The organism is Acinetobacter sp. 16 (assembly GCF_033439925.1).
Classification (GTDB): domain Bacteria; phylum Pseudomonadota; class Gammaproteobacteria; order Pseudomonadales; family Moraxellaceae; genus Acinetobacter; species Acinetobacter junii.
This window is the reverse complement of record NZ_CP137746.1, coordinates 2,728,404-2,750,912: the sequence shown is the minus strand read 5'-3', so window position 1 is coordinate 2,750,912 and position 22,509 is coordinate 2,728,404. Positions and strand designations below refer to the sequence as shown.

The window sequence follows — 22,509 nt, the reverse complement described above, 5'->3', positions numbered from 1 at the left end:
CTTATGAATCAATCTGCTTCAAAATCAGGATTGCGAACGTTGACGGTAATGATCCTTGCCCTCATTGCTTTGTTCCTGCTTATTGGTGGTGTATGGCTCGCAGCTATTGGTGGGTCTTTTTATTATGTGATTGCAGGAGTGTTGTTACTCATCGTAGCAGTACAACTTTATAAGCGTGCTTCTGGTCCGCTATGGGTCTATGCCGCTTTAATGTTAGGAAGTGTGATTTGGGGTGTTTGGGAAGTTGGAACGGACTTCTGGGCACTGGCTCCACGTCTTGATGTTTTGGGTGTGTTGGGTTTGTGGTTGTTAGTACCTGCTGTAACAAGAGGTATTGATAAACTTGGCTCAAGTAAGGTTGCGCTATCATCGACTTTAGTTATTGCTATTGTGGTGATGGTGTACTCGATCTTTAATGATCCTCAAGAAATTAATGGTGTGATTCAAACACCTCAACCTGCACAAGCGAAAGCAGTTGATGGTGTAGCACCTGAGGACTGGCCTGCCTATGGTCGTAGTCAAGGAGGGGAGCGTTATTCTCCTCTGACTCAAATTAATGACAAAAATGTCAAAGATTTGAAAGTTGCTTGGACGTTCCGTACAGGTGATTTTAGAACTGACAATGACTCAGGTGAAACGACTAATCAGGTAACACCAATTAAAATCGGCAACAATATGTATATGTGTACGCCACATCAACATTTGATTGCACTTGATCCTGCAACAGGAAAAGAAAAATGGCGTTTTGATCCAAAACTTAAAACGGACAAGACTTTCCAGCATTTAACTTGTCGTGGGGTGATGTACTACGATGCTGCAAACACCACTGAGTTTGCAACCAGTTTACAGGCGAAAAAATCAACTTCGACTGAATGTCCTCGTAAAGTTTTTGTTCCGGTTAATGATGGTCGTTTAGTCGCAGTGAACGCAGATACAGGTAAAGCATGTTCTGACTTCGGTCAAAATGGCGAAGTGAATTTACAAGAATTCATGCCATATGCCTATCCAGGTGGCTATAACCCAACTTCACCAGGTGTTGTATCTGGTACTACAGTGGTAATTGCAGGTTCAGTGACCGATAACCATTCGAATAAAGAGCCATCAGGTGTGATTCGTGGTTATGACGTGAATACTGGTAAGTTGCTGTGGGTATTCGATACGGGTGCTGCTGATCCGAATGCAATGCCAGGTCAAGACACAACATTTGTGCATAACTCGCCAAATGCATGGGCGCCACTTGCTTATGATGCAAAATTGGACATCGTCTATGTACCGACAGGTGTAGGTACACCTGATATTTGGGGAGGCGACCGTACTGAGTTGAAAGAGCGCTATGCGAACTCAATGCTGGCGATTAATGCAAGCACAGGTAAGCTAGTTTGGAGTTTCCAAACCACACATCATGATTTGTGGGATATGGATGTACCATCACAACCTTCATTGGCGGATATTCAGGATAAATCTGGTCAAACTGTCCCTGCGATTTATGTCTTAACTAAAACAGGAAATGCCTTTGTTTTAGATCGTCGTAATGGTCAGCCAATAGTACCGATTACTGAAAAACCAGTTCCGCAAACAGTGAAGTGGGGACCACAAACTAAAGGTGAGTTCTATGCTAAAACTCAACCATTCTCTGACTTTAACTTAGCACCTAAAGATAAATTAACAGATAAAGACATGTGGGGTGCCACCATGTTTGACCAGTTAATGTGTCGGGTGAAGTTTAAACGTTTGAATTACGATGGTATTTATACACCACCTTCTGAAAATGGCACTTTAGTATTCCCTGGTAATCTCGGTGTATTCGAATGGGGTGGTATGTCAGTGAATGCTGATCGTCAAGTTGCAGTCATGAACCCGATTGGCTTACCATTCGTAAGTCGTTTAATTCCAGCAGATCCAAACCGTCAAGCAGTCGCACGTGGTGCGGGTACAGAGCAGGGCATGCAACCGATGTATGGTACGCCATATGGTGTAGATATTAGTCCGTTCCTGTCTCCATTCGGTTTGCCTTGTAAGCAACCTGGTTGGGGCTTTGTTGCTGGTGTGGATTTAAAAACACACGAAGTGGTTTGGAAAAAACGTATTGGTACGATTCGTGATAGTTTGCCAAATCTATTTCAATTACCACCAGTGAAAATTGGAGTACCAGGTTTAGGTGGTTCGATTTCAACAGCAGGTAATGTGATGTTTGTTGGGGCGACTCAAGATAACTACATCCGTGCCTTTAATGTTTCAAATGGCGATAAGTTATGGGAGGCTCGTTTACCTGCAGGTGGTCAGGCAACACCAATGACTTATGAAGCTAACGGTAAACAATATGTGGTGATTATGGCGGGTGGACACGGTTCATTTGGTACTAAAATGGGTGATTATCTCGTTGCTTATGCTTTACCAGATAAGAACTAATTTCATTTGGAAATTGAATGTAAAAGCTCAGATTCGTCTGGGCTTTTCCTTTTTGTAGTCATGAGATAGGCTTATCAATAAAACCGTTATTAAATATGCAAAAAAAGCATTTTATTGATGAAACAAAGCTCGTTATGCTAAACGCCTTTATAATGAATGACTAGCCATACGCCATGTATTTATATACGGATTTCGATCAACAACTGATTAACCAACGCGTTGCTCAGTTTCGCGATCAAACAGAACGCTATTTAGCAGGAAAATTGACCGAAGACGAATATCGTCCATTACGTTTGCAAAATGGTTTATACGTGCAACGTTATGCGCCGATGCTCCGTATCGCCGTGCCGTATGGCTTGATGAATACTAAACAACTTAGAAAAATTGCTGAAATCGCGACTCAATACGATCGTGGTTATGCTCACGTTTCAACACGTCAAAACATTCAGTTAAACTGGCCGGCATTAGAAAATGTTCCAGATATTTTAGCTGAACTTGCGACAGTGCAAATGCATGCTGTACAAACCTCAGGTAACTGTATCCGTAACACCACCACTGATCAGTTTGCGGGTGTGGTTGCGGGTGAAATTGCTGATCCGCGTCCTACATGCGAATTGATTCGTCAGTGGAGTACATTCCACCCCGAATTTGCATTCTTGCCACGTAAGTTCAAAATCGCCGTTTCTGCTCTTGAAGAAAAAGATCGTGCTGCAACAGCATTTCATGATATCGGTGTTTATATCGTACGCAATGATGCTGGTGAGATTGGTTATAAAATCATGGCGGGCGGTGGCTTAGGTCGTACACCAATTATTGGTAGCGTCATTCGTGAGTTCTTACCACGTGAAGATTTGATTGCTTATCTTGAAGCGACTTTACGTGTATATAACTTACATGGTCGTCGTGATAACAAATATAAAGCACGTATCAAAATTTTAGTTAAAGCACTTACGCCAGAAGTCTTTGCTCAAAAAGTTGAGGCTGAATTTGAGCACACACGTGATGCTCTAAGAATTCAACCAGAAATCTTAAAAAAATTGGATGAAGAATTTACACCATTCGATTATCAAGACTTAGAAGATGAGGATTTCACAGCATTATTCGCTGAAAATCCAAAGTTCAAACAATGGTACAATGTCAATACTAATGCTCATAAAGTTAAAGGTTATCGTATCGTTACGATTTCTTTGAAGCGTGCTGGTATTGCTCCTGGTGACGTAACATCAGAAGAAATGAACTTAATCGCTGATTTAGCAGATAAGTATACGTTTGGCGAGTTCCGTACTACACATGAACAAAATATTTCATTGGTAGACGTACCACAGAAAAATTTATTTGAATTGTGGCAAACGCTTGAACAGCACAACATGGCTCGTGCACATATTGGTTTTATTACCGATATTATTTGCTGTCCAGGTGGTGATTTCTGTTCATTAGCTAACGCAAAATCAATTCCTATTTCAGAAGCGATCACACGTCGTTTTGAAGATCTTGATACCATTTATAATTTAGGTGAACTAGACCTAAATATCTCAGGATGTATGAATGCTTGTGGTCATCACCATGTAGGCAATATTGGTATTCTTGGTGTAGATAAAAAAGGTGCTGAGTTCTATCAAATCACTTTAGGTGGTAATGCGAATCATGATGCATCTATTGGTGATATTTTAGGACCATCTTTTGCTGCAGATGCTGTACCCGACGTGATCGAGGAAATTTTGAATACTTACCTAGATTTGCGTACTGAAGGTGAGCGGTTTATCGATACATACCGTCGTGTAGGGATTCAGCCATTTAAGGAGCGTGCTTATGCTTAATACATCGCTACAAGTGCTTTCTAAAGATGGCACGATTGCAGACAATACTTATCAAGTGATTGCAGAAGATGGAGCAATTCCCCAAGGTGATGTTGTTTTAACAACAGCTCAATTGAATGAATTGCCAAATATACAAGGTAAAAAAGCGTTGTATATCACTGTAAATGATTCACCTGAAACACATCAGTTCCCTTTAAGCGAATTAGATGCAATATTCATTGAATTTGCTGGTTTTAATGATGGTCGTGGATATTCATTCGCAGCATTATTGCGTCGTCAAGGATATCAAGGTGAGTTGCGTGCAGTTGGTGATATCTTTAAAGATGTTTTAAATTATTTAAAACGCTCTGGGTTTGATACCTTTGTAGTAAAAGAAGGTAAAGATATTCAGGAAGCAGCAGCTGGTCTGCAGGACTTTACAAATCCTTATCAAGCTTCAACAGCTGTACCTCAAGCAAGCTATCAAACTGGTGCATAAGCCACCCGTAATCAATAAGCTGAACTAAGGTTCAGCTTTTTTGTTTTGTAAAATTGGATTAATCAAGAGCTGAAAAATAACAATGCTAACTCTCTTATCAATAATCAATCCAGGTGTAATTTGGCTATTAATCGCTATAGCAACTGATGTACTTTCAACTTTTTATTCAGCCAAAGCAAATGGATTGGTCAATAAACTGGATCAAGGTATTGCTTTGGTACTGTATCTTATTTCGTTTACTTGTGCTGCGATTGCTTTGAAATATATGCAAGCAGGAATTTTATATGTGCTTTGGTCTGGTATTGGTGTAATTGCGACAGCAGCACTAGCAAAAGTTTTTTTGGGGCAGAATATTGATTTAGCGGGTTGGATTGGAATCGGTTTTATTACCATCGGTTTGATGATAATTGCACAATACTCAAATATTGATGTTTAAAAGTACTATCAAAAAAGTTTCTTTTGATAGTACTTAAGATTTTTCTTATATATCTTCTAACTGACAATTCACCATCCATTTAATACCGAACTGATCAGTAAAAGCACCGTAAAGTGCACCCCAGAAAGTTTTCTCAAGTTGCATTTCAATATGACCATGAACGGAAAGTTGATTGAATAAACGGCGTGCCTCAGTTTCATCATGTTCAATATTAATAGAAATATAATGATTGTTTCCTTGAATGAAACCCGCGTTTGGGGCACAGAATTGATCGTTTACATCTGATCCCATTAAAACTGTATATTCATTGATTGGTAAAGATACATGTAGAATTAAGCTTTTATCGGCCTCAGATAAAGTTACACCTTCTGTCGGTGGCATATCTCCATAACGGCTAATGATTGCAAATTCACCGCCAAAAACTGATTGATAAAAAATAAAAGCCTGTTCTGTTTGTCCTTTAAAGTTCAAATAGTGATTTAGTTGCATTTTTTGCTCCTTGTTGTTTTTTTATACACTGCATAACGTACCGATATTTGAACCCTGGGTGAATTATTTTTTGTAATTAAAGAAAACAGAAATCCTGCATATAGCAGGATTTCTGTTGCAACCTTACTATTATTTAATAGTAAGGTTCACACGTTATTTTTAGATCAGTTCAATCGCAACAGCAGTTGCTTCACCACCACCGATACATAATGCTGCAACGCCTTTCTTACCGCCAGTACGCTTGAGTGCGTGGATTAATGTAAGAATGATACGTGATCCAGTAGAACCAACAGGGTGGCCTAAAGCACAAGCACCACCATTGATATTCACTTTTTCAGCATCTAGTTTAAAGTCATCGATTGGGCACATTGTCACCATAGCAAAAGCTTCATTGATTTCCCAAAGATCAACTTCTTGTGCATCCCAACCTGCTTTCTTCAATACTTTCTCAATCGCACCAACAGGAGCAATTGTGAATTCAGAAGGGTGTTGAGAGTTAGAAGCCGTAGCGATGATTTTTGCTAAAGGTTGTAAACCACGTGCAGAAGCAACATCTGCTGAAGTAAGTACAAGTGCAGAAGCACCATCAGAGATAGAGCTTGCATTTGCAGCGGTAATTGTACCGTCTTTTGCAAATGCAGGTTTCAAACTTGGAATTTTATCAATTTTTGCATTTAATGGTTGCTCGTCTTGATCAACAACAACATCACCTTTACGGCTAGAAACAGTTACTGGAACGATTTCATCTTTGAAATAACCTTCAGTAATTGCTTTTTGTGCACGTTGTAAAGAGCGAATTGCAAAGTCATCCATTTGCTGACGGGTATAGCCACGAGTATTTGCCATATCTTGTGCAAATGAACCCATTAAACGACCTGTTTCAGCATCTTCTAGACCATCAAAGAACATATGATCTTTAATTTCACCATGACCCATGCGGTAACCTGCACGGGCTTTTGGTAAGACGTAAGGAGCATTAGTCATTGACTCCATACCGCCAGCAACAACGATCTCAGCGCTACCAGCTTTGATCATATCTGCTGCTTGCATCACTGCTTTCATACCAGAGCCACACAATTTGTTAATTGTTACAGCACCTGTAGAGTCAGGTAAGCCTGCTTTACGCATTGCTTGGCGTGCAGGTCCTTGTTTTAGTCCCGCTGGAAGAACACAACCCATGATAACTTCTTCAACATCAGTTGGTTGTAAGCCTGAACGTGCGATCGCTTCTTTGATCGTGATTGCGCCTAATTCAGGTGCTGTAGCACTTGATAAAGCACCTTGGAAGCCGCCCATAGCTGTACGAGCGCCATTTACAATTACGATGTCAGTCATTGTATGTCTCCAGACTTATAATTTGCTGAGAATGTTCAAAACCTATGCAGTATATTAAAAAAACTCTGTCAATAAAGTGTTTTACATCGTATTCGCTAGACTGAAGAGTTTTTTAGCAGCTGGAAATTTCTTGCGTACGAACATGCCCCATATTACTTAAGATGATTTGGAGATGGTGGTTTGATCGACTAGAACAATAATAGAAACTGCCATTTGAACCACGTGGTAACCCCGTATCTCCCTGAAAGGTGAGTGAGTTAATATTCAGAGTGCCACGCCATGCCAATGAGCCATATTTAGGTTGGACTGGATTTGAATACAGAATAGTTTCTGTGATATCGCGTCTTTTATTACGATTAGCGTCAAGAAAACCAATAAATCCATGATTCCAATCGCTACTACAAGAACTAAAGTCTTGAGTTGCGCACAAAGTCACATTTTTCTGATAGGTTTGTGCATCGGATTTGGCTTTTTGTATGTAAATTGTGAGAGTCTTTTTAATTTGTTTTACTTCAATTGAAATTAATATTTCGATGAAATATGGATGTGCTAGGCTGACTAAAATTGCTGAAATTGCAATCGTTATGATGATTTCAGGCAGCGTAAAGCCGGAAAATTTAAACATAATATTACCTGTTGGTGTTTCTGTAATTTTTTTATTAACAAAGTGTTAAGTAATTACTGTATTTATTAATTTAAGTTTACTATTGCGAAACTAAAGATTACTTTATGCAGCAAATGCTGTTAAACTTGAAGCGAGCGAACAATAAGCTATTCAGACTTTAAAATTGAATTAAAATTTACTGAACTACAACGGAAATTGTAAGAAATTTTGTCAATAATTTGCGAGGTTAAAGTTATCAAGCACTTGGAAAATTCATCAAGTGTTTGTATGATTCAAAGTGAAGTGAATAGCTTAAAAATAATACTGTGAACACTTCTGTGTTTATGGGGCCAAAACTCATAGGCTAAGCTTGAACAACAAACAATTGTTATCTCTGGAGGATATCCATGAAATTGAGTCGTATTGCACTTGCTATGCTTGTTGCTGCTCCTTTAGCTGCTGCTAATGCGGGTGTAACAGTAACTCCATTAATGCTTGGTTACACATTCCAAGATTCTAAGCACAACAACAGCACTGAAAACTTAACAAATGCTGGTGAGTTACAGGACGATTTATTCGTTGGTGCAGCTCTTGGTGTTGAATTAACACCTTGGTTGGGTTTTGAAACTGAATACAACCAAGTTAAAGGTGACGTTACTAGTGCAGCACCGAATGGTGAATACAAGCAACAACAAATCAACGGTAACTTCTATGTTACTTCTGATCTAATCACTAAAAACTACGATAGCAAAATCAAGCCATACGTATTATTAGGTGCTGGTCATTATAAATATTCTTTCACTGATGCTAACGAAGCTCAATTGGGTCGTGTTGGTCGTGGTTTGAAAGAAGAAGGTACTTTAGGTAATGCTGGTTTTGGTGCTTTCTGGCGCTTAAATGATGCTTTATCTCTTCGTACAGAAGCTCGTGGTACTTATAATATCGATGAAGACTTCTGGAACTACACAGCTCTTGCTGGTTTAAACGTAGTTCTTGGTGGTCACTTGAAGCCTGCTGCTCCTGTAGTAGAAGTTGCTCCAGTTGAGCCAACTCCAGTTGCTCCTCAACCACAAGAGTTGACTGAAGATCTTAACATGGAACTTCGCGTATTCTTTGATACGAACAAGTCAGACATCAAACCACAATACAAATCTGAAATTGCTAAAGTTGCAGAGAAGTTAGCTGAATACCCGAATGCGACTGCTCGTATTGAAGGTCACACAGATAACACTGGTCCACGTAAGTTAAACGAACGTTTATCTTTAGCTCGTGCTAACTCTGTTAAATCAGCTCTTGTAAACGAATACAACGTTGATGCATCTCGTTTGTCTACTCAAGGTTTCGCTTGGGATCAACCGATTGCTGACAACAAAACTAAAGAAGGTCGTGCTATGAACCGTCGCGTATTCGCTGCGATCACTGGTAGCCGTACTGTTTTAGTTCAACCAGGTCAACAAGCTAAATAATTGAGTTTTTGAACTAAAAAAAGCGACTCTTATGAGTCGCTTTTTTATTGCCAAATTTAAAATAAATAAACATTTTAATTCTCCACACTTTTGAATCTTATATATCCAAGATTTAAGATAAAAATTACCACACACCTTTACTTAGTTGTTGTTTGGTTTGTTGACGATCCCGACGATGTTGTGCACGAGGCTTCTCAGTTTCATGTATTCCACCTTTCTGTAGTAAAGGGGATAATGCGACGGGATTGCGAACTTTGATTTTAGGCATTGCTTTAAGTTTCATTTATTTAACCTTTTATACATAGAACTTGTTTTAGCGTGTGAATGATCTCGATGAGATCCGATTGATTTTGCATGACCTGATCGATGTCTTTATAAGCGCTAGGAATTTCATCAATTACACTTGCATCTTTGCGACATTCGGTTCCTCGAGTTTGTTGAATTAAATCATCTTGGCTAAATAACAATTTTGCCTTATGACGACTCATTCTCCGACCTGCACCATGTGAACATGAGCAGAATGCTTCAGGATTTGCTTTACCTTTAACAATATAAGAACGTGTACCCATAGAACCCGGAATAATTCCTAATTCATCAAGTCCAGCACGAATTGCACCTTTACGTGTTATAAAAAGATCTTCACCGAAATGATTCTCTCGACTAACATAATTGTGGTGGCAATTTATAGCTTCTTTAGTGAGTTGAAAGGGAGGAAGTAGGGGGCGAATGGCTTCTAAAATTAATCGCATCATTTCACGACGATTTTCAAAAGCATATTCTTGAGCCCATTCAACGGCTTCAACATAATCATTAAAACTACATGATCCTTCTGCGAAATAACTTAAATCTTTATCAGGAACATGACCAAAGCGATGTTGAGCTTCTTTCTTCGCCAGTTCAATAAAATACGTGCCGATCACATTACCTAATCCACGACTGCCAGAATGTAACATGACCCAAACATCTTGATTTTCGTCTAAGCAGAGTTCAATAAAATGGTTGCCACCACCTAAAGTACCAAGTTGTTTTTGCCAAGTTAAATCAAAATTTCTGAGCATTCTGATTAAACCAGGATGTTTTTTTACGATTGGTTGTAAGCGTTTTTCTAACGGAATAATGCTAGATGCTTTCGCTTTCACTTGTTTATGTAACTCAAATCCTACGGGAACTTTTCGTTCGATTGCATTACGCAATGACGAAAGATTATCAGGAAGTTGTGAAGCTTTTAAATTGAGTCGAATCGCATTCATACCACAGCCAATATCTACGCCCACAGCTGCGGGTATAATTGCATGTTTAGTTGGTATAACGCTTCCGACTGTCGCACCTTTACCAACATGTACATCGGGCATGACTGCAATATGAGAATAAACAAATTGCAGCTGTGCCATCTTCTTCAGTTGTTCAATGCTCTCATTATCAATATCGTTAGTGAATATCTTCACTGGTAAACCGTATTGAGCTTCAGCATTGAGTATTTTTTGTATGCCCATTTTTATTTCTCGATTAGCAAAATTTCTGTCCGAATAGGCATAAAAAAACCTAGCGAATGCTAGGTTTAGAAGAGCATTCGGACAAGTGATCATTTGATTTGTCACTTGTCCGTGAGACGACACAGTACCAAATCTTAAAGTGTTTTCCTTTGTAGTAATGGCATGTGTGTCCTCCTATATAAATTGCCGATGAAAATATGAGCGTGAATTTTACTCGTATTTCTCAAAGGGTCAAGTGAAATTAAGATTTATTATTCACCTTCTTTCACATTCATCTCTTTGTAAGCAATGAGTTTGGTCTTGTGTTTCCACTTATACCCTAACCAAATTGCAAGAAATAGCGGAATACTGATATAGGTTGAAAGTAGTCCTAACCAGTCAATTTTTCCACCAATCAGGGCTTGATAGTTCTGACCTAAAATAATGATGGAACAGAGAATAAATGCAAACCACGGTGCAAATGGAAAGAATTTTGCACGATAAGCGAGGTCTTCTAACTTATGTCCTTGAGCTAAATAGCCTTTGCGGAAACGATAATGTGATATTGCTATGCCTAGCCAGACAATAAATCCACACATCCCTGACATATTCAGTAACCAGTTAAAAACTTGTTGCTCACCGATAAATGTCGTTAGGAAACATAATGCTGCAACTGCTGTAGTTGCATACAGTGCATTCATTGGAACGCCACGTGTATCTAATTTGGAGAACCACTTTGGCGCACGACCTTCTTTAGCCATATCAAATAGCATACGGGTAGAAGAGTACATTCCAGAGTTACCCGCAGATAAAATTGCACTCAGAATAACTGCATTCATTAAGCTTGCAGCAAATGCGAATCCTGCTTTTTCATAGAGAAGAGTAAATGGAGAAAGCGCAATATTTTCACTTTCTGCGGCATGCAGTAACAAAGGATTATCGTAGCTAACCAGTGTACCAATGATGAAAATACACAAAATATAGAAAAGTAGAATTCGCCAAAAAATCTGTTTGATTGCCAAAGGAATTGTTTTCTTAGGGTCTTTTGATTCACCAGCAGCTACACCGACCATTTCAGTACCTTGAAATGAGAACCCTGCGATCATTGCAACACCAACCAGTGCTTGTAATCCACCAACGAATGGCGCATCACCTTTGGTCCAGTTGCTAAATGCAGAAACATTTGGAGTCAGCATGATTTTTGCAATCATTGCGATACCAATGACGATAAATACAATAATGGCAATAACTTTGATCATTGAAAACCAGAATTCACTTTCACCAAAGCCTTTGACTGTCATTGCATTGATTGCAAAGATCACAGTCAAAAATACAGCACTCCAATAGAAGCCAGAAATTTCTGGAAACCAAAATTTCATGATGAATTGGACGGCTACTAATTCAAATGCGACTGTAATCGCCCAGTTGTACCAATAGTTCCATCCTAAAGCAAAACCAAAACCTTCTTCTACATAGCGACTACCATAGGTGAAGAAAGCACCAGAACTTGGGTTATGAGTTGCAAGCTCACCTAAACTAGTCATCAAGAAATAAATCATGATTCCAATAAGTGCATAAGCGAGTAGCGCACCGCCAGGACCTGCGGTAGCAATCGTAGAGCCTGAAGCAAGGAATAAGCCTGTACCAATCGATCCACCGATGGCAATCATATTGAGATGGCGTGCCCCAAGCTTACGCTGTAGGTGTTGAGGAGCAGAAATATCGCTCATAAGATTTCCTTAAACCGAATAAGGGTCAGTTGACACTTAAAATTACGTGTTAGGTTGAGATGTCAACCAACCTTGCCTGCACAGGCATATAATACTTTGAATCCCTGCTGATCAGCTTTCACTTCACATTGACCAAATTGTTGTTCAATGAGGGGAGGATAATTGAGAAAGCGATTGGCTACGATCCACAGTTCACCCGAACTTTTTAAATGCGATTTTGCTAAGCGACACACAGTTTCACTTGCATCGTAATTAGTATGTATGCCTTGATGAAATGGTGGATTACTTACAATTGCATCCAAATCTTGAGGGGCGTCACTAAAGCCAGTAACTGGTTCAAGATTTAAATTTTCCAAGTTTAAGCCATTCTGTTCAAATGTGAACTTGGTTGACTGTAATGCAAAGGCATCAACATCAAGTGCAAAAATATGCTGTTCTGGGTTTAATTTGGCTAGATAGGCACTAATCACGCCAGCGCCGCAACCAAAGTCGGCAATCTTACCTGATTTTACTTCTTGAAGGTAAGGGAGCAAAACTGCTGTACCTACATCCAAATGATCTTGACTAAATACACCAGGAAGTGCGCAAATCGTGAGTGATTGCTGGTCGATTTGAATCGTATAGGTTTTTAACCAGTCTCGTAGTGATTTAGGTTGTGCTAATTTTTCGAGTGGCATCTGCCAAAGTTGGCAATGGCGTGCACTATCTAATTTGATAGCTTTTCCATATTGCTGTAATTGTTTAGCAGCACGTTCAATCCCACCTTTTTTCTCACCAACTAAAAAGACTGATTGACCTAGCTCTAAATGGCTGGCAACAGTATGCAAAATATAGTTTAAAAGCTCTTTTGATTTTGGAACAAAAATAACCACCTGATCATAGCGATTTGCTGGAAAATCAACGCAAAAATTTGATTTTATTTCTGCGTTTAGAAAGCCTTGATGATCTGCAAAGTTCCATGTCCAAACGGAAGCTTCGACTTCGACGGGTAAGCTTTTTACGAGCTGATCATTTGGGGCATTGATGAATAAAACTTGCCCTTTTAAATAATCTTGTTGACGTATGACAACTTCACTACGTGGATCCATATTGATCTCTCATCAAAAACAAAGCCCAGTCGTGAAACTGGGCACTTGCAATTGTTAACGAATTATTTTTGAGTTTCAGGTAAAACAATATTCAAAATCAAGGCTGCAATACCACCTGTTGCAACACCTGAGCTGAAAATATTTTTAAATAATTCAGGAAGGTGTTCTAGGATTTGTGGTACTTGTGCTACCCCTAAGCCTAGTGCTAATGAGATTGCAATAATTAACAATGCACGACGATCTAAATGGATCGTTGATAAAATATTAATACCAGATGCAGCCACGGCACCGAACATCACCATCACAGCACCGCCAAGTACCGCTTGTGGAACCGCTTGAATCACAGCAGCCACAGCAGGGAATAAACCTAATAAGATCAATAATGTTGCAATCCAAAGACCTACATAACGGCTCGCAACACCAGTCAACTGGATCACACCATTATTTTGTGCAAATACAGAACTTGGAAAAGTATTGAAAATACCTGCTAAGAAAGAGTTGGCACCATTAACTAGAACGCCACCTTTGATGCGTTGCATCCAAACGGGGCCATCTACAGGTTGGTTAGAAATTTTGCTGGTTGCTGTGACATCACCAATTGCTTCTAAAGAAGTTACTAGATAAATAAAAGCCATTGGAATAAACAAGCTCCAAGAAAAGCTCAATCCAAAATGCATTGGTGTTGGGATTTGAATAATAGGAGCTTCTTGTAATACGGAAAAGTTTAAATGTCCCATAAATCCAGCAAGTACATAACCGATGACTAAAGCGATCAAAATTGCTGAACTTTTCACCCAAATAATGCGAATTCTATTCAGTAAAATGATAATCCCCAAAACTGTACACGACATAATGAGATTATCTGCATTTGCAAAGGTATTATCCTGCATTGCGGTATAACCACCACCCATGCTAATCAGTCCTTCTTTGATCAATGTTAGACCAATCAACAGAACGACGATTCCTGTAACGAGAGGAGTAATCAGCTTTTTTACCCAAGGTAAAATTTGAGATACGCCCATTTCGATAAATGAACCTGCGATTACGACACCAAAAATCGCAGCCATAACTTGTTCGACAGGTGTGCCAGCAGCCACCATTGAGCTACCTATACCAATGATAGGACCAATGAAATTAAAGCTAGTTCCTTGAACAATAAGTAATCCAGCGCCAAATGGACCAACTTTTTTACATTGCAAGAAAGTCGCGATCCCTGAAATAATTAATGACATAGAAAGAATCATATTGGTGTCTTCGCGAGACACGCCTAATGCCAAACAAATCAATAATCCAGGGGTGACAATTGGCACTAAAATCGCTAAAAGATGTTGAAGCGCCGCTAAAAAAGCAATAAAAGGTTTCGGTCGATCATTTAGCCCATAGACTAGATCGAGCGGTTGTTCAGAGTGGGGATTTGACATGGGAGCATAAAAAAGCGGTAAGCATTAGTTGATTATTCTAATAGACTTAGACTACTTTACCAACGATTCTGTAACTATTCGTCAGAAAAAAATTGCTCTGTCAATAAACTGTCACTACTAAACTTTAGTATTTTTCTGTATAATTTGCCCTCAAATTTAAAGCGTATCGAATTTTACATGTCAGATATTAAAACTCTCCGTAACATTGCCATTATTGCGCACGTCGATCATGGTAAAACGACTCTTGTAGACAAACTTTTACAACAATCAGGTGCTCTTGGTGATCGCGCAGGCGAGATTGAACGTGTTATGGATTCTAACGCGCTTGAGTCTGAACGTGGTATTACCATTCTTGCGAAAAATACTGCAATCAAATGGTTAGATAAGCGTACTGATACTGAATACCGTATCAATATCGTGGATACCCCCGGACACGCAGACTTCGGTGGCGAAGTTGAACGTGTAATGTCGATGGTTGACTGTGTATTGCTTCTTGTTGACTCTCAAGAAGGTCCAATGCCACAAACTCGTTTCGTAACGCAAAAAGCGTTCGCACGTGGTTTGAAGCCAATCGTAATCATTAACAAAGTTGACAAGCCAAGCGCTCGTTGTGACTGGGTTATTGATCAAGTATTCGACTTATTTGATAACTTAGGCGCATCTGATGAGCAATTGGACTTCCCAGTTGTTTATGCTTCAGGTCTTCGTGGTGTGGCTGGTCCATCACCAGAAGAATTAGCGGATGATATGACTCCGTTGTTTGAAACGATTGTTGATATCGTAGAACCACCAGCAGTTGATGTTGATGGTCCGTTCCAAATGCAGATTTCTTCACTTGATTATAACAGCTTCGTTGGTGTTATTGGTGTTGGTCGTATTCAACGTGGTTCTGTAAAATTGAACACTCAAGTAACCGTAATTGATAAAGAAGGTAAGACACGTAATGGTCGTATCTTAAAAATCATGGGTTATCACGGTTTAGAGCGTGTTGATGTTGAATCTGCTTCTGCTGGTGATATCGTTTGTATCACAGGTATTGATGCATTAAATATTTCTGACACGATTTGTGATCCGAAAAATGTTGAAGCATTACCTGCATTGTCTGTAGATGAACCTACAGTTTCGATGACGTTCCAAGTGAACAACTCACCGTTTGCTGGTAAAGAAGGTAAATTCGTTACTTCACGTAATATCCGTGAGCGTCTTGATCGTGAATTGATTCACAACGTTGCATTACGTGTTGAAGATACTGATAGTCCAGACCGTTTTAAAGTATCTGGTCGTGGTGAACTTCACCTTTCAGTATTGATTGAAAACATGCGTCGTGAAGGCTTCGAGATGGGTGTTTCTCGTCCACAAGTCATCATGAAAGAAATCGATGGTGAAAAACAAGAGCCATACGAAAACGTAACTTTTGACGTTGAAGAACAGCATCAGGGTTCTGTAATGGAACAAATGGGCTTCCGTAAAGGCGAAATGACCAATATGGAAGTTGACGGTAAAGGCCGTATCCGTATTGAAGCAACTGTACCTTCACGTGGCTTGATTGGTTTCCGTTCTGAATTCTTAACCATGACTTCTGGTACAGGGATCATGACATCAAGCTTCTCGCATTACGGTCCAGCAAAAGCAGGTACTGTTGCGAAACGTCAAAATGGTGTGTTGATTTCTATGGTTCAAGGGACTTGCTTGGGCTATGCACTCTTCACACTTCAAGACCGTGGTCGTTTATTTGCTAAGCCACAGCTTGAAGTATATGAAGGCATGATCATTGGTATTAACTCACGTTCAGATGATATGGTTGTTAACCCAACCAAAGCGAAGCAATTAACCAACGTTCGTGCATCAGGTACTGATGAAGCACTGACTTTAACACCTGCATTGGAATATACGCTTGAACAAGCGCTTGAATTCATTGAAGATGATGAGCTGGTTGAAGTAACACCAAAATCAATCCGTATTCGTAAGCGTTACTTGACTGAAAACGAACGTAAGCGTAACCGTGATAAATAATTTTTCTTAACTGAAAAAGAAAAAACCGCTAATTCTATTTAGCGGTTTTTTATTATATAAAATAAATGAATACATCATGCTTAAGTTCATATTTTTATTACAATAAAATATGTTGTTAAAGTGTGAAATAACTTTATTTTTTTCAGAATAATATTAAATTATCAATATTATGATGAATAACTTTGCCTATGTAATAAACAATGCAAAAGTAGGTGCGATCACGTCAATTCTGGAGAGTTATAAATGAGTATTATTCAAGAATTTAAAGAATTTGCCATCAAAGGCAATATGATGGATCTTGCCATTGGTGTCATCATTGGTGGTGCATTTGGTAAAATTATTGATTCATTGGTGAAAGATATCATCATGCCACTTATTTCAGTTATTACTGGTGGGGGTGTTGATTTTACGCAGAAGTTTATTGTGCTAGGAGACAATCCAAATAATTTACAGTCTTTAGATCAATTAACGAAAGCAGGTGTCAATGTTTTAACCTATGGTAATTTCTTAACCATCTTTATTAATTTCATTATTTTGGCATGGGTTGTGTTTCTTATGGTGAAAGTAATGAATCGTATGCGTAAACAAAAAGAAGCAGCGCCAGCAGCACCAGCGCCTACACCAGAAGATATTCAGTTGTTACGTGAAATCCGTGATGAATTGAAAAAACAGGGTTAATAGACCTTGATACAGAAAACGGCATTTGATATGCCGTTTTTTTATTGTAGATTGGAATAAAATTAGCTAAAGAACGATAGATGATAATCGTTTTTACATAGAAAACTTTCTACTTTCATTTTAAGATGCGGAGCGTATTGCTAGGGGATTAACCAACATGAACAGATTATTTGTTTACGGCACACTTGGTCCAAATCGAGAAAATTCGCATATTTTAGGAAATATAGGTGGTGATTGGCAAAAGGCACAAGTACATGGAACTGTGCATGTACTTGATTGGGGGCCTGACAAAGGTCTGCCAGCCATTGTGCTCAATGAAAATGATCCTTTAGTTGATGGCTATCTTTTTAGTACAGAAAAGTTAGAGCAAAACTGGCAAATGTTGGATGATTTCGAAGGCTTCCAATATCAACGCGTTGTTGCACCAGTGATATTAGATTCAGGTGAAAAAGTTGAAGCTTGGACTTATGTCATGCAGCCAAAGATTTGAATACGTTACTGGAGGGGCGCAGAAATACTTTACTTCGAAGGCTATCTCAGCCCATCCATACGAAATTTAATCTCAACTAAGTGAAAGCCAAATTGGCTTTTGATTGGACCATGTAAAATACGCTCGGCTGCAGTAAAAACTAACTTATCAATCACAGGCACAAGCTGTCCTTTTTTTACTTCACCCAGTTCACCACCGCGTTTAGCTGAATTACAGGTTGAATATTGTTTGGCAATTTTGCTGAAATCAGCACCTGACTGAATTCGTTTTTTTAACTGTTCAGCAAGATCTTTATCTTTTACTAAAATATGTCGAACGATTGCGGTTTGCATGAAATTAGTCTCCCTCAAATAGATTTGCAACTAAGCTTTGGTGGATTTTAGAGGCTGACACTGCGGGCAAAATACACTGGCACGTTGACCAAGTTTTAAATTCTCCAGTGTGGTTTCACAGTTCACACACATTTCACCAGCTCGACCATAAGCAAGGAGTGTTTGTTGGAAGTATCCATTTTCACCCATTGCATTGGTATAATCGCGTAATGTAGAACCACCTAGCTCAATTGCATGCTTTAGAATGCGTTTTACTTCAATCACTAAGCTTTCAATTTGCACTAAACTCAATGTTGAAGCGGGTTGTGCAGGATGTATACCGACATTGAATAAGCTTTCAGTCGCATAAATATTACCAACGCCTACAACATTATGATTATCCATTAAAGCAATTTTGATGCCGACATTTTTATTTGAGAGTTTCTCAAATAAATAAACTGCGTTAAATGCATCACTTAGCGGTTCTGGCCCTAAGGTATCGATCAATTTTTCTTGATTGTTTTGATCTAACCATAGAATACAACCAAAGCGACGTGGATCATGATAGCGAAGCTGTTGATCTTCGAAGTCGATTACAAGATGATCATGTTTACGCAATTCTTCGTTTGCTTCACATAAACGAAAGCTGCCTGACATACCTAAGTGCCATAGCATCTGATCTCGTTCAAATTCAGCCAAAATATATTTAGAACGACGTTTAAGCGCCATTAAACGTTGCCCAATCAGTTTGTTCAAATCATCGGGTATAGGCCAACGTAAACTTGAGTTATAGACCTGTATTGATTGGACTCGTTGTTCTAAGAGTGGGAGTAAACTGGTCTTAGTAGTTTCAACTTCTGGAAGTTCAGGCATATTCAGCTCAAGTTGTTTTCAACAACAATACAATGAGGGTAAATGTTTCATTTACAATTATGCTGATATTTATTTTTAATTGCGAATCATGATGAAAAAATACTTTGATCTTTTTCGCTAAGGTTAAATCTCTAACACAACAATAAAATAATCAAAATTTAGCTTTAAGAAACTATTTCATCATCGCCACACAATACCCATGCCTTCACTAAAAATTAACTTGTTATACGGTTCAGTTGCAATAACTATGGGCATGGCAAGTACCTTTGTATGGTCAGAGGAATCTAGTAATGATCAAATTGAACCTTTACCTGTAATTAAAGTCGAAGCTACTCGTACTGACACGCCTTATATGCAAACACCAGCATCTGTTTATCGAGTTGATGCACCTAAAAACGATCAATCTCTGCAGGTCAATTTAACAGAACTTGTTAAGGGGATTCCGAGCGTTCAATTACGTAATCGGGAAAATTATGCTCAAGACTTGCAGCTCTCAATGCGTGGTTTTGGTGCTAGATCGACCTTTGGGGTGCGGGGAATACGTTTATATGTTGATGGAATACCTGCAACGATGCCTGATGGGCAGGGGCAAACTTCGAACATCGATATAAATAGTTTGAGTCATTTAGAGGTTTTGACTGGACCATTTTCTTCACTGTATGGTAATTCATCTGGTGGAGCTGTTCTTGCAACTACTCGAGAGGGGCAGGGTAAAGACTCCATTGAGATGAATTATGCGGGTGGTAGCCATAATAAAAATCGTGCAGGTATCGTGTTACAGGGGGGCGCTAAAAACCAGAACGAACCGAGTTATATCGTCAGCTCCTCTTATTTCGATACCGATGGCTATCGCGACCATAGTGGCGCAAATAAAGTTTTAAGCAATGCCAAGCTGACATGGAATCTCGATGATGGTAGTAAGATCAACTGGGTCACGAACTATGTCAAGATTGATGCAGATGATCCGGGCGGTTTAACCCGTGCTGATTGGGAAAAGAATCCCAAACAGGTTGCTAAAAATGTTCTGGATTACAATGCCCGCAAAACAATTGATCAAACTCAGACAGGTTTGACTTGGTCAAAACCACTCAATGATCAAAATGAACTGTATGCGATGACTTATATTGGGCAACGTCAGGTAACACAATACCAGTCTATTCCAGATACGGTACAGAAGAACCCTAACACACCCTATCAAGCTGGTGGCGTGATTGATTTTAAGCGTGATTATTATGGTGCTGATTTCCGCTGGACAGGAAAAGATTTATTAACTTATACCCAATTCAGTGCGGGTGTTGCGATCGATGCAATGAACGAAGATCGACAAGGCTATCAAAACTTTAATGATGCGGGTGATAAAGGTATAAAAGGTGCTGTGCGCCGTGATGAACGCAATACTTTGTGGAATGTAGATCCTTATCTACAAGCATCTTGGTCTTTTTTACAAACCATGCGTTTAGATACAGGGGTGCGTTATAGCAATGTACATTACAAGTCGAAAGATCATTATATCGTTGGTTTGAACGGCGATAATAGTGGTAAGACAACATACGAAGAGGTATTACCTTCAGTTGCATTAAGCTGGCAAATCATCCCAGAAGTGCTGGCTTACGCGAGCTATGCCAAAGGGTTTGAAACACCGACTTTTACTGAAATGGCTTATCCTGCACAAGGTGGCGCAAGTATGTTTGATTTAAAACCATCGAAAAGTGATAACTATGAACTCGGTTTAAAATCTTCAAATACGCTGGGTGATTTTAACTTGGCGACCTTCTATATCGAAACCAAAGATGACATTGTGGCAGCCGAAAGCATGGGTGGCCGTGCGACGTTCCGTAATGCGGATAAAACCCTACGTAAAGGTATTGAATTTGCATGGAATAAGAAGCTTTGGAAAGACATAGCAGTGAATGCGAGCTATGCATATTTAGATGCAACTTTTGATTCGAAAGTGCCTGCGGCTGGGAAAGTTGCAGAGATTCCAGAAGGCAATGCAATTCCTGGAATTGCTAAGAATCAAGCCTTTATTGGCTTGGTATGGCAGCCAGAGCAAGGTTTCTATGCAGGACTTGATACCCAGTTTATGGATAAGGTCTATGTCAATGATATCAATAGTGATGCTGCTGCAAGCTATACTGTGGCATCGATTTATACAGGTTATGCATGGAAACGTGCTGATTGGGGCATTAATGGCTTTGCGCGTGTAGATAATCTGTTCGATAAAAACTATGCTGGTTCTGTGATTGTCAACGAAGGAAGCAGCCGTTTCTTTGAACCTGCGGATGGTCGGAACTGGAGTGCTGGTCTAAAAGTCTCTAAACAATTTTAAAATTATAAACATTGGCAGCACTTTTTTTATGTGCTGCCAATATATGATTACTTTTTAGGTGGTCGAGTTGCTACTGGTGCAGCTTTTTGAGCGGCAATAGCTTGTTCAACTTTTTCCAAAGATTCTTTGGCATTTGGAATATTTTGGGCTGCTAAGGTCTTGAATATTTTTTGAGCTTCAGGAAGATTTTGGTCAACTACATCTCCGTTCGCCATCAAATTCCCAAGAACCATTAACGATGGTGCATATCCTTTAGAGGCTAAAGAGCGAAAGCTGTTCACAGCAACCTGCTGTAGGACAGGATTTTTATTTTTATTTCCCATACCTAGATCGTAGATCGCCTTTAGGTGTATCGCTGGATAATAATTCTTTTGTATCAATGGACGTAGCTGTCGAATCGCCAATTGGTCGTACTCTGGTTTTCCTTGAGCAAATAATATCGTTGCCACCTCTACACCAGCTTCTTCTGAGCCTTGTTTCGCAGCTTTATCTAAATATATTTTATATTTCTGTGTGTCTTTCGTGATTCCAATATTGCTTTTACCATATCGATATATTTGTGCGAGTTCATAACTCGCCTTGCCAAATCCTTTATTTGAGGCATCTTGAAAGTATTCAAATGCCTTTTTTTCATCTTTTGATGTGCCTAAGCCTTGCTGAGTCATAGAGCCAAGATTATAAATTGCTTGAGCATTACCCGATGCCGCAATTTGCTGAATTTCTTGGAAAGCAGCTGTGTAGTTTTTTGCTTCATAAAGTTGGTTTGCTTTAGAAAATATTACATCAGCATTACCTTTTTCTGCAGCAAATACTGAGTTACAGGTTATGGCAATTAAGCTAGCAATAAGCAATTTTTTCATCTTCTTTCCTTTCAGTTTGGTCTGCTATCACTCCTTTGCGTAGCAGAAAGCAATCTTTAACCCTAATCATAAATTTATAATCTGAAATGTAAATCTTGATTTTGTATAAGTGTTGAATGCAATTTATTGGCTTAATTAGAGTATTAATTTCTCTAAATCTAAGAAAAATATAATAACGAGTCTTAATAGAAATAATCTTATTCAAACTCT

Annotated in this window: 20 protein-coding genes; 9 read left to right on the top strand and 11 right to left on the bottom strand. The window is 39.1% G+C overall.

The window, feature by feature from the left end; all coding sequences use genetic code 11:
• The first annotated feature begins 3 nt into the window (after window positions 1-3).
• The 4 genes from R2H34_RS13295 (at window position 4) to R2H34_RS13280 (ending at window position 5,140) form a co-directional block, all read left to right on the top strand.
• Window positions 4-2,409, top strand: coding sequence for a glucose/quinate/shikimate family membrane-bound PQQ-dependent dehydrogenase (locus R2H34_RS13295; RefSeq protein ID WP_318342303.1), 2,406 nt, complete (start codon window positions 4-6; stop codon window positions 2,407-2,409).
• 173 nt (window positions 2,410-2,582) lie between these two features.
• Window positions 2,583-4,226 carry a nitrite/sulfite reductase gene (locus tag R2H34_RS13290; RefSeq protein ID WP_125297909.1) on the top strand — a complete coding sequence of 548 codons (1,644 nt, stop codon included), beginning with the start codon at window positions 2,583-2,585 and terminating at the stop codon, window positions 4,224-4,226.
• Window positions 4,219-4,704, top strand: a complete 486-nt coding sequence (locus tag R2H34_RS13285; protein WP_004950495.1) for a DUF934 domain-containing protein — start codon at window positions 4,219-4,221, stop codon at window positions 4,702-4,704. Before R2H34_RS13290 ends, R2H34_RS13285 begins: the two co-directional genes overlap by 8 nt.
• An 82-nt stretch (window positions 4,705-4,786) precedes the next feature.
• Window positions 4,787-5,140: a DMT family transporter gene (locus R2H34_RS13280; RefSeq protein ID WP_125297910.1), complete on the top strand. Its 354-nt coding sequence runs from the start codon at window positions 4,787-4,789 to the stop codon at window positions 5,138-5,140.
• A 45-nt stretch (window positions 5,141-5,185) separates the two neighbouring features.
• Here R2H34_RS13280 and R2H34_RS13275 read toward each other — a convergent pair whose 3' ends face one another.
• The 3 genes from R2H34_RS13275 to R2H34_RS13265 all read right to left on the bottom strand — a co-directional run bounded on the left by R2H34_RS13275 (window position 5,186) and on the right by R2H34_RS13265 (window position 7,589).
• Window positions 5,186-5,629, bottom strand: a complete 444-nt coding sequence (locus tag R2H34_RS13275) for a VOC family protein (RefSeq protein ID WP_004963946.1) — start codon at window positions 5,627-5,629, stop codon at window positions 5,186-5,188.
• Window positions 5,630-5,788: 159 nt separating this feature from the next.
• Window positions 5,789-6,964: a thiolase family protein gene (locus R2H34_RS13270; protein ID WP_004908800.1), complete on the bottom strand. Its 1,176-nt coding sequence runs from the start codon at window positions 6,962-6,964 to the stop codon at window positions 5,789-5,791.
• Window positions 6,965-7,076: 112 nt separating this feature from the next.
• Complete coding sequence (locus R2H34_RS13265) at window positions 7,077-7,589, bottom strand: GspH/FimT family protein (protein WP_005402112.1); 513 nt, start codon at window positions 7,587-7,589, stop codon at window positions 7,077-7,079.
• A 386-nt stretch (window positions 7,590-7,975) separates the two neighbouring features.
• Between R2H34_RS13265 and omp38 the strand changes: the two genes are divergently transcribed.
• Window positions 7,976-9,034, top strand: coding sequence for an outer membrane protein Omp38 (gene omp38 / locus R2H34_RS13260; RefSeq protein ID WP_318342302.1), 1,059 nt, complete (start codon window positions 7,976-7,978; stop codon window positions 9,032-9,034).
• A 124-nt stretch (window positions 9,035-9,158) separates the two neighbouring features.
• Here the strand turns inward: omp38 and R2H34_RS13255 are convergent, their stop codons facing one another.
• The 5 genes from R2H34_RS13255 to R2H34_RS13235 all read right to left on the bottom strand — a co-directional run bounded on the left by R2H34_RS13255 (window position 9,159) and on the right by R2H34_RS13235 (window position 14,745).
• Window positions 9,159-9,317 carry a hypothetical protein gene (locus R2H34_RS13255; protein WP_004908791.1) on the bottom strand — a complete coding sequence of 53 codons (159 nt, stop codon included), beginning with the start codon at window positions 9,315-9,317 and terminating at the stop codon, window positions 9,159-9,161.
• Between the two features lie 4 nt (window positions 9,318-9,321).
• A complete protein-coding gene (locus R2H34_RS13250; protein ID WP_318342301.1) occupies window positions 9,322-10,527 on the bottom strand; it encodes an RtcB family protein in 1,206 nt (401 codons plus the stop codon).
• A 251-nt stretch (window positions 10,528-10,778) separates the two neighbouring features.
• Window positions 10,779-12,236, bottom strand: coding sequence for an amino acid permease (locus tag R2H34_RS13245; protein ID WP_004908787.1), 1,458 nt, complete (start codon window positions 12,234-12,236; stop codon window positions 10,779-10,781).
• Window positions 12,237-12,298: 62 nt separating this feature from the next.
• Window positions 12,299-13,324 carry a class I SAM-dependent methyltransferase gene (locus R2H34_RS13240; RefSeq protein WP_318342300.1) on the bottom strand — a complete coding sequence of 342 codons (1,026 nt, stop codon included), beginning with the start codon at window positions 13,322-13,324 and terminating at the stop codon, window positions 12,299-12,301.
• A gap of 62 nt (window positions 13,325-13,386) precedes the next feature.
• The gene (locus R2H34_RS13235) at window positions 13,387-14,745 is read right to left on the bottom strand and encodes a uracil-xanthine permease family protein (RefSeq protein ID WP_151730814.1); all 1,359 of its coding nucleotides are present in this window, start codon (window positions 14,743-14,745) and stop codon (window positions 13,387-13,389) included.
• A 177-nt stretch (window positions 14,746-14,922) separates the two neighbouring features.
• On the opposite strand from R2H34_RS13235, the gene typA reads away from it, so the two are divergent.
• The 3 genes from typA to R2H34_RS13220 all read left to right on the top strand — a co-directional run bounded on the left by typA (window position 14,923) and on the right by R2H34_RS13220 (window position 17,926).
• Window positions 14,923-16,758 (top strand): translational GTPase TypA, encoded by a 1,836-nt coding sequence (gene typA, locus R2H34_RS13230; protein WP_004908783.1) that lies wholly within the window; start codon window positions 14,923-14,925, stop codon window positions 16,756-16,758.
• A gap of 243 nt (window positions 16,759-17,001) precedes the next feature.
• Complete coding sequence (gene mscL, locus R2H34_RS13225) at window positions 17,002-17,436, top strand: large conductance mechanosensitive channel protein MscL (protein ID WP_004908781.1); 435 nt, start codon at window positions 17,002-17,004, stop codon at window positions 17,434-17,436.
• Between the two features lie 157 nt (window positions 17,437-17,593).
• On the top strand, window positions 17,594-17,926 hold the full coding sequence (locus R2H34_RS13220) for a gamma-glutamylcyclotransferase family protein (protein ID WP_004908779.1): 333 nt from the start codon (window positions 17,594-17,596) through the stop codon (window positions 17,924-17,926).
• A 41-nt stretch (window positions 17,927-17,967) separates the two neighbouring features.
• Here the strand turns inward: R2H34_RS13220 and R2H34_RS13215 are convergent, their stop codons facing one another.
• Entirely contained in the window at window positions 17,968-18,258 is a 291-nt protein-coding gene (locus R2H34_RS13215) for a peptidylprolyl isomerase (protein ID WP_004908776.1), read from the bottom strand.
• Window positions 18,259-18,288: 30 nt separating this feature from the next.
• Entirely contained in the window at window positions 18,289-19,110 is an 822-nt protein-coding gene (mutM, locus tag R2H34_RS13210; RefSeq protein ID WP_075696775.1) for a bifunctional DNA-formamidopyrimidine glycosylase/DNA-(apurinic or apyrimidinic site) lyase, read from the bottom strand.
• Between the two features lie 199 nt (window positions 19,111-19,309).
• Between mutM and R2H34_RS13205 the strand changes: the two genes are divergently transcribed.
• Window positions 19,310-21,439, top strand: a complete 2,130-nt coding sequence (locus tag R2H34_RS13205; RefSeq protein ID WP_318342299.1) for a TonB-dependent receptor — start codon at window positions 19,310-19,312, stop codon at window positions 21,437-21,439.
• A 47-nt stretch (window positions 21,440-21,486) separates the two neighbouring features.
• Here R2H34_RS13205 and R2H34_RS13200 read toward each other — a convergent pair whose 3' ends face one another.
• Entirely contained in the window at window positions 21,487-22,299 is an 813-nt protein-coding gene (locus R2H34_RS13200; RefSeq protein ID WP_042891817.1) for a tetratricopeptide repeat protein, read from the bottom strand.
• Between the last annotated feature and the right edge of the window lie 210 nt (window positions 22,300-22,509).

Excerpts from the sequence above, each read along its gene's own strand:
- R2H34_RS13295 (WP_318342303.1), top strand. The coding sequence starts at position 4 with ATGAATCAATCTGCTTCAAAATCAGGATTGCGAACGTTGACGGTAATG.
- R2H34_RS13290 (WP_125297909.1), top strand. The coding sequence starts at position 2,583 with ATGTATTTATATACGGATTTCGATCAACAACTGATTAACCAACGCGTT.
- R2H34_RS13285 (WP_004950495.1), top strand. The coding sequence starts at position 4,219 with ATGCTTAATACATCGCTACAAGTGCTTTCTAAAGATGGCACGATTGCA.
- R2H34_RS13280 (WP_125297910.1), top strand. The coding sequence starts at position 4,787 with ATGCTAACTCTCTTATCAATAATCAATCCAGGTGTAATTTGGCTATTA.
- R2H34_RS13275 (WP_004963946.1), bottom strand. The coding sequence starts at position 5,629 with ATGCAACTAAATCACTATTTGAACTTTAAAGGACAAACAGAACAGGCT.
- R2H34_RS13270 (WP_004908800.1), bottom strand. The coding sequence starts at position 6,964 with ATGACTGACATCGTAATTGTAAATGGCGCTCGTACAGCTATGGGCGGC.
- R2H34_RS13265 (WP_005402112.1), bottom strand. The coding sequence starts at position 7,589 with ATGTTTAAATTTTCCGGCTTTACGCTGCCTGAAATCATCATAACGATT.
- omp38 (WP_318342302.1), top strand. The coding sequence starts at position 7,976 with ATGAAATTGAGTCGTATTGCACTTGCTATGCTTGTTGCTGCTCCTTTA.
- R2H34_RS13255 (WP_004908791.1), bottom strand. The coding sequence starts at position 9,317 with ATGAAACTTAAAGCAATGCCTAAAATCAAAGTTCGCAATCCCGTCGCA.
- R2H34_RS13250 (WP_318342301.1), bottom strand. The coding sequence starts at position 10,527 with ATGGGCATACAAAAAATACTCAATGCTGAAGCTCAATACGGTTTACCA.
- R2H34_RS13245 (WP_004908787.1), bottom strand. The coding sequence starts at position 12,236 with ATGAGCGATATTTCTGCTCCTCAACACCTACAGCGTAAGCTTGGGGCA.
- R2H34_RS13240 (WP_318342300.1), bottom strand. The coding sequence starts at position 13,324 with ATGGATCCACGTAGTGAAGTTGTCATACGTCAACAAGATTATTTAAAA.
- R2H34_RS13235 (WP_151730814.1), bottom strand. The coding sequence starts at position 14,745 with ATGTCAAATCCCCACTCTGAACAACCGCTCGATCTAGTCTATGGGCTA.
- typA (WP_004908783.1), top strand. The coding sequence starts at position 14,923 with ATGTCAGATATTAAAACTCTCCGTAACATTGCCATTATTGCGCACGTC.
- mscL (WP_004908781.1), top strand. The coding sequence starts at position 17,002 with ATGAGTATTATTCAAGAATTTAAAGAATTTGCCATCAAAGGCAATATG.
- R2H34_RS13220 (WP_004908779.1), top strand. The coding sequence starts at position 17,594 with ATGAACAGATTATTTGTTTACGGCACACTTGGTCCAAATCGAGAAAAT.
- R2H34_RS13215 (WP_004908776.1), bottom strand. The coding sequence starts at position 18,258 with ATGCAAACCGCAATCGTTCGACATATTTTAGTAAAAGATAAAGATCTT.
- mutM (WP_075696775.1), bottom strand. The coding sequence starts at position 19,110 with ATGCCTGAACTTCCAGAAGTTGAAACTACTAAGACCAGTTTACTCCCA.
- R2H34_RS13205 (WP_318342299.1), top strand. The coding sequence starts at position 19,310 with ATGCCTTCACTAAAAATTAACTTGTTATACGGTTCAGTTGCAATAACT.
- R2H34_RS13200 (WP_042891817.1), bottom strand. The coding sequence starts at position 22,299 with ATGAAAAAATTGCTTATTGCTAGCTTAATTGCCATAACCTGTAACTCA.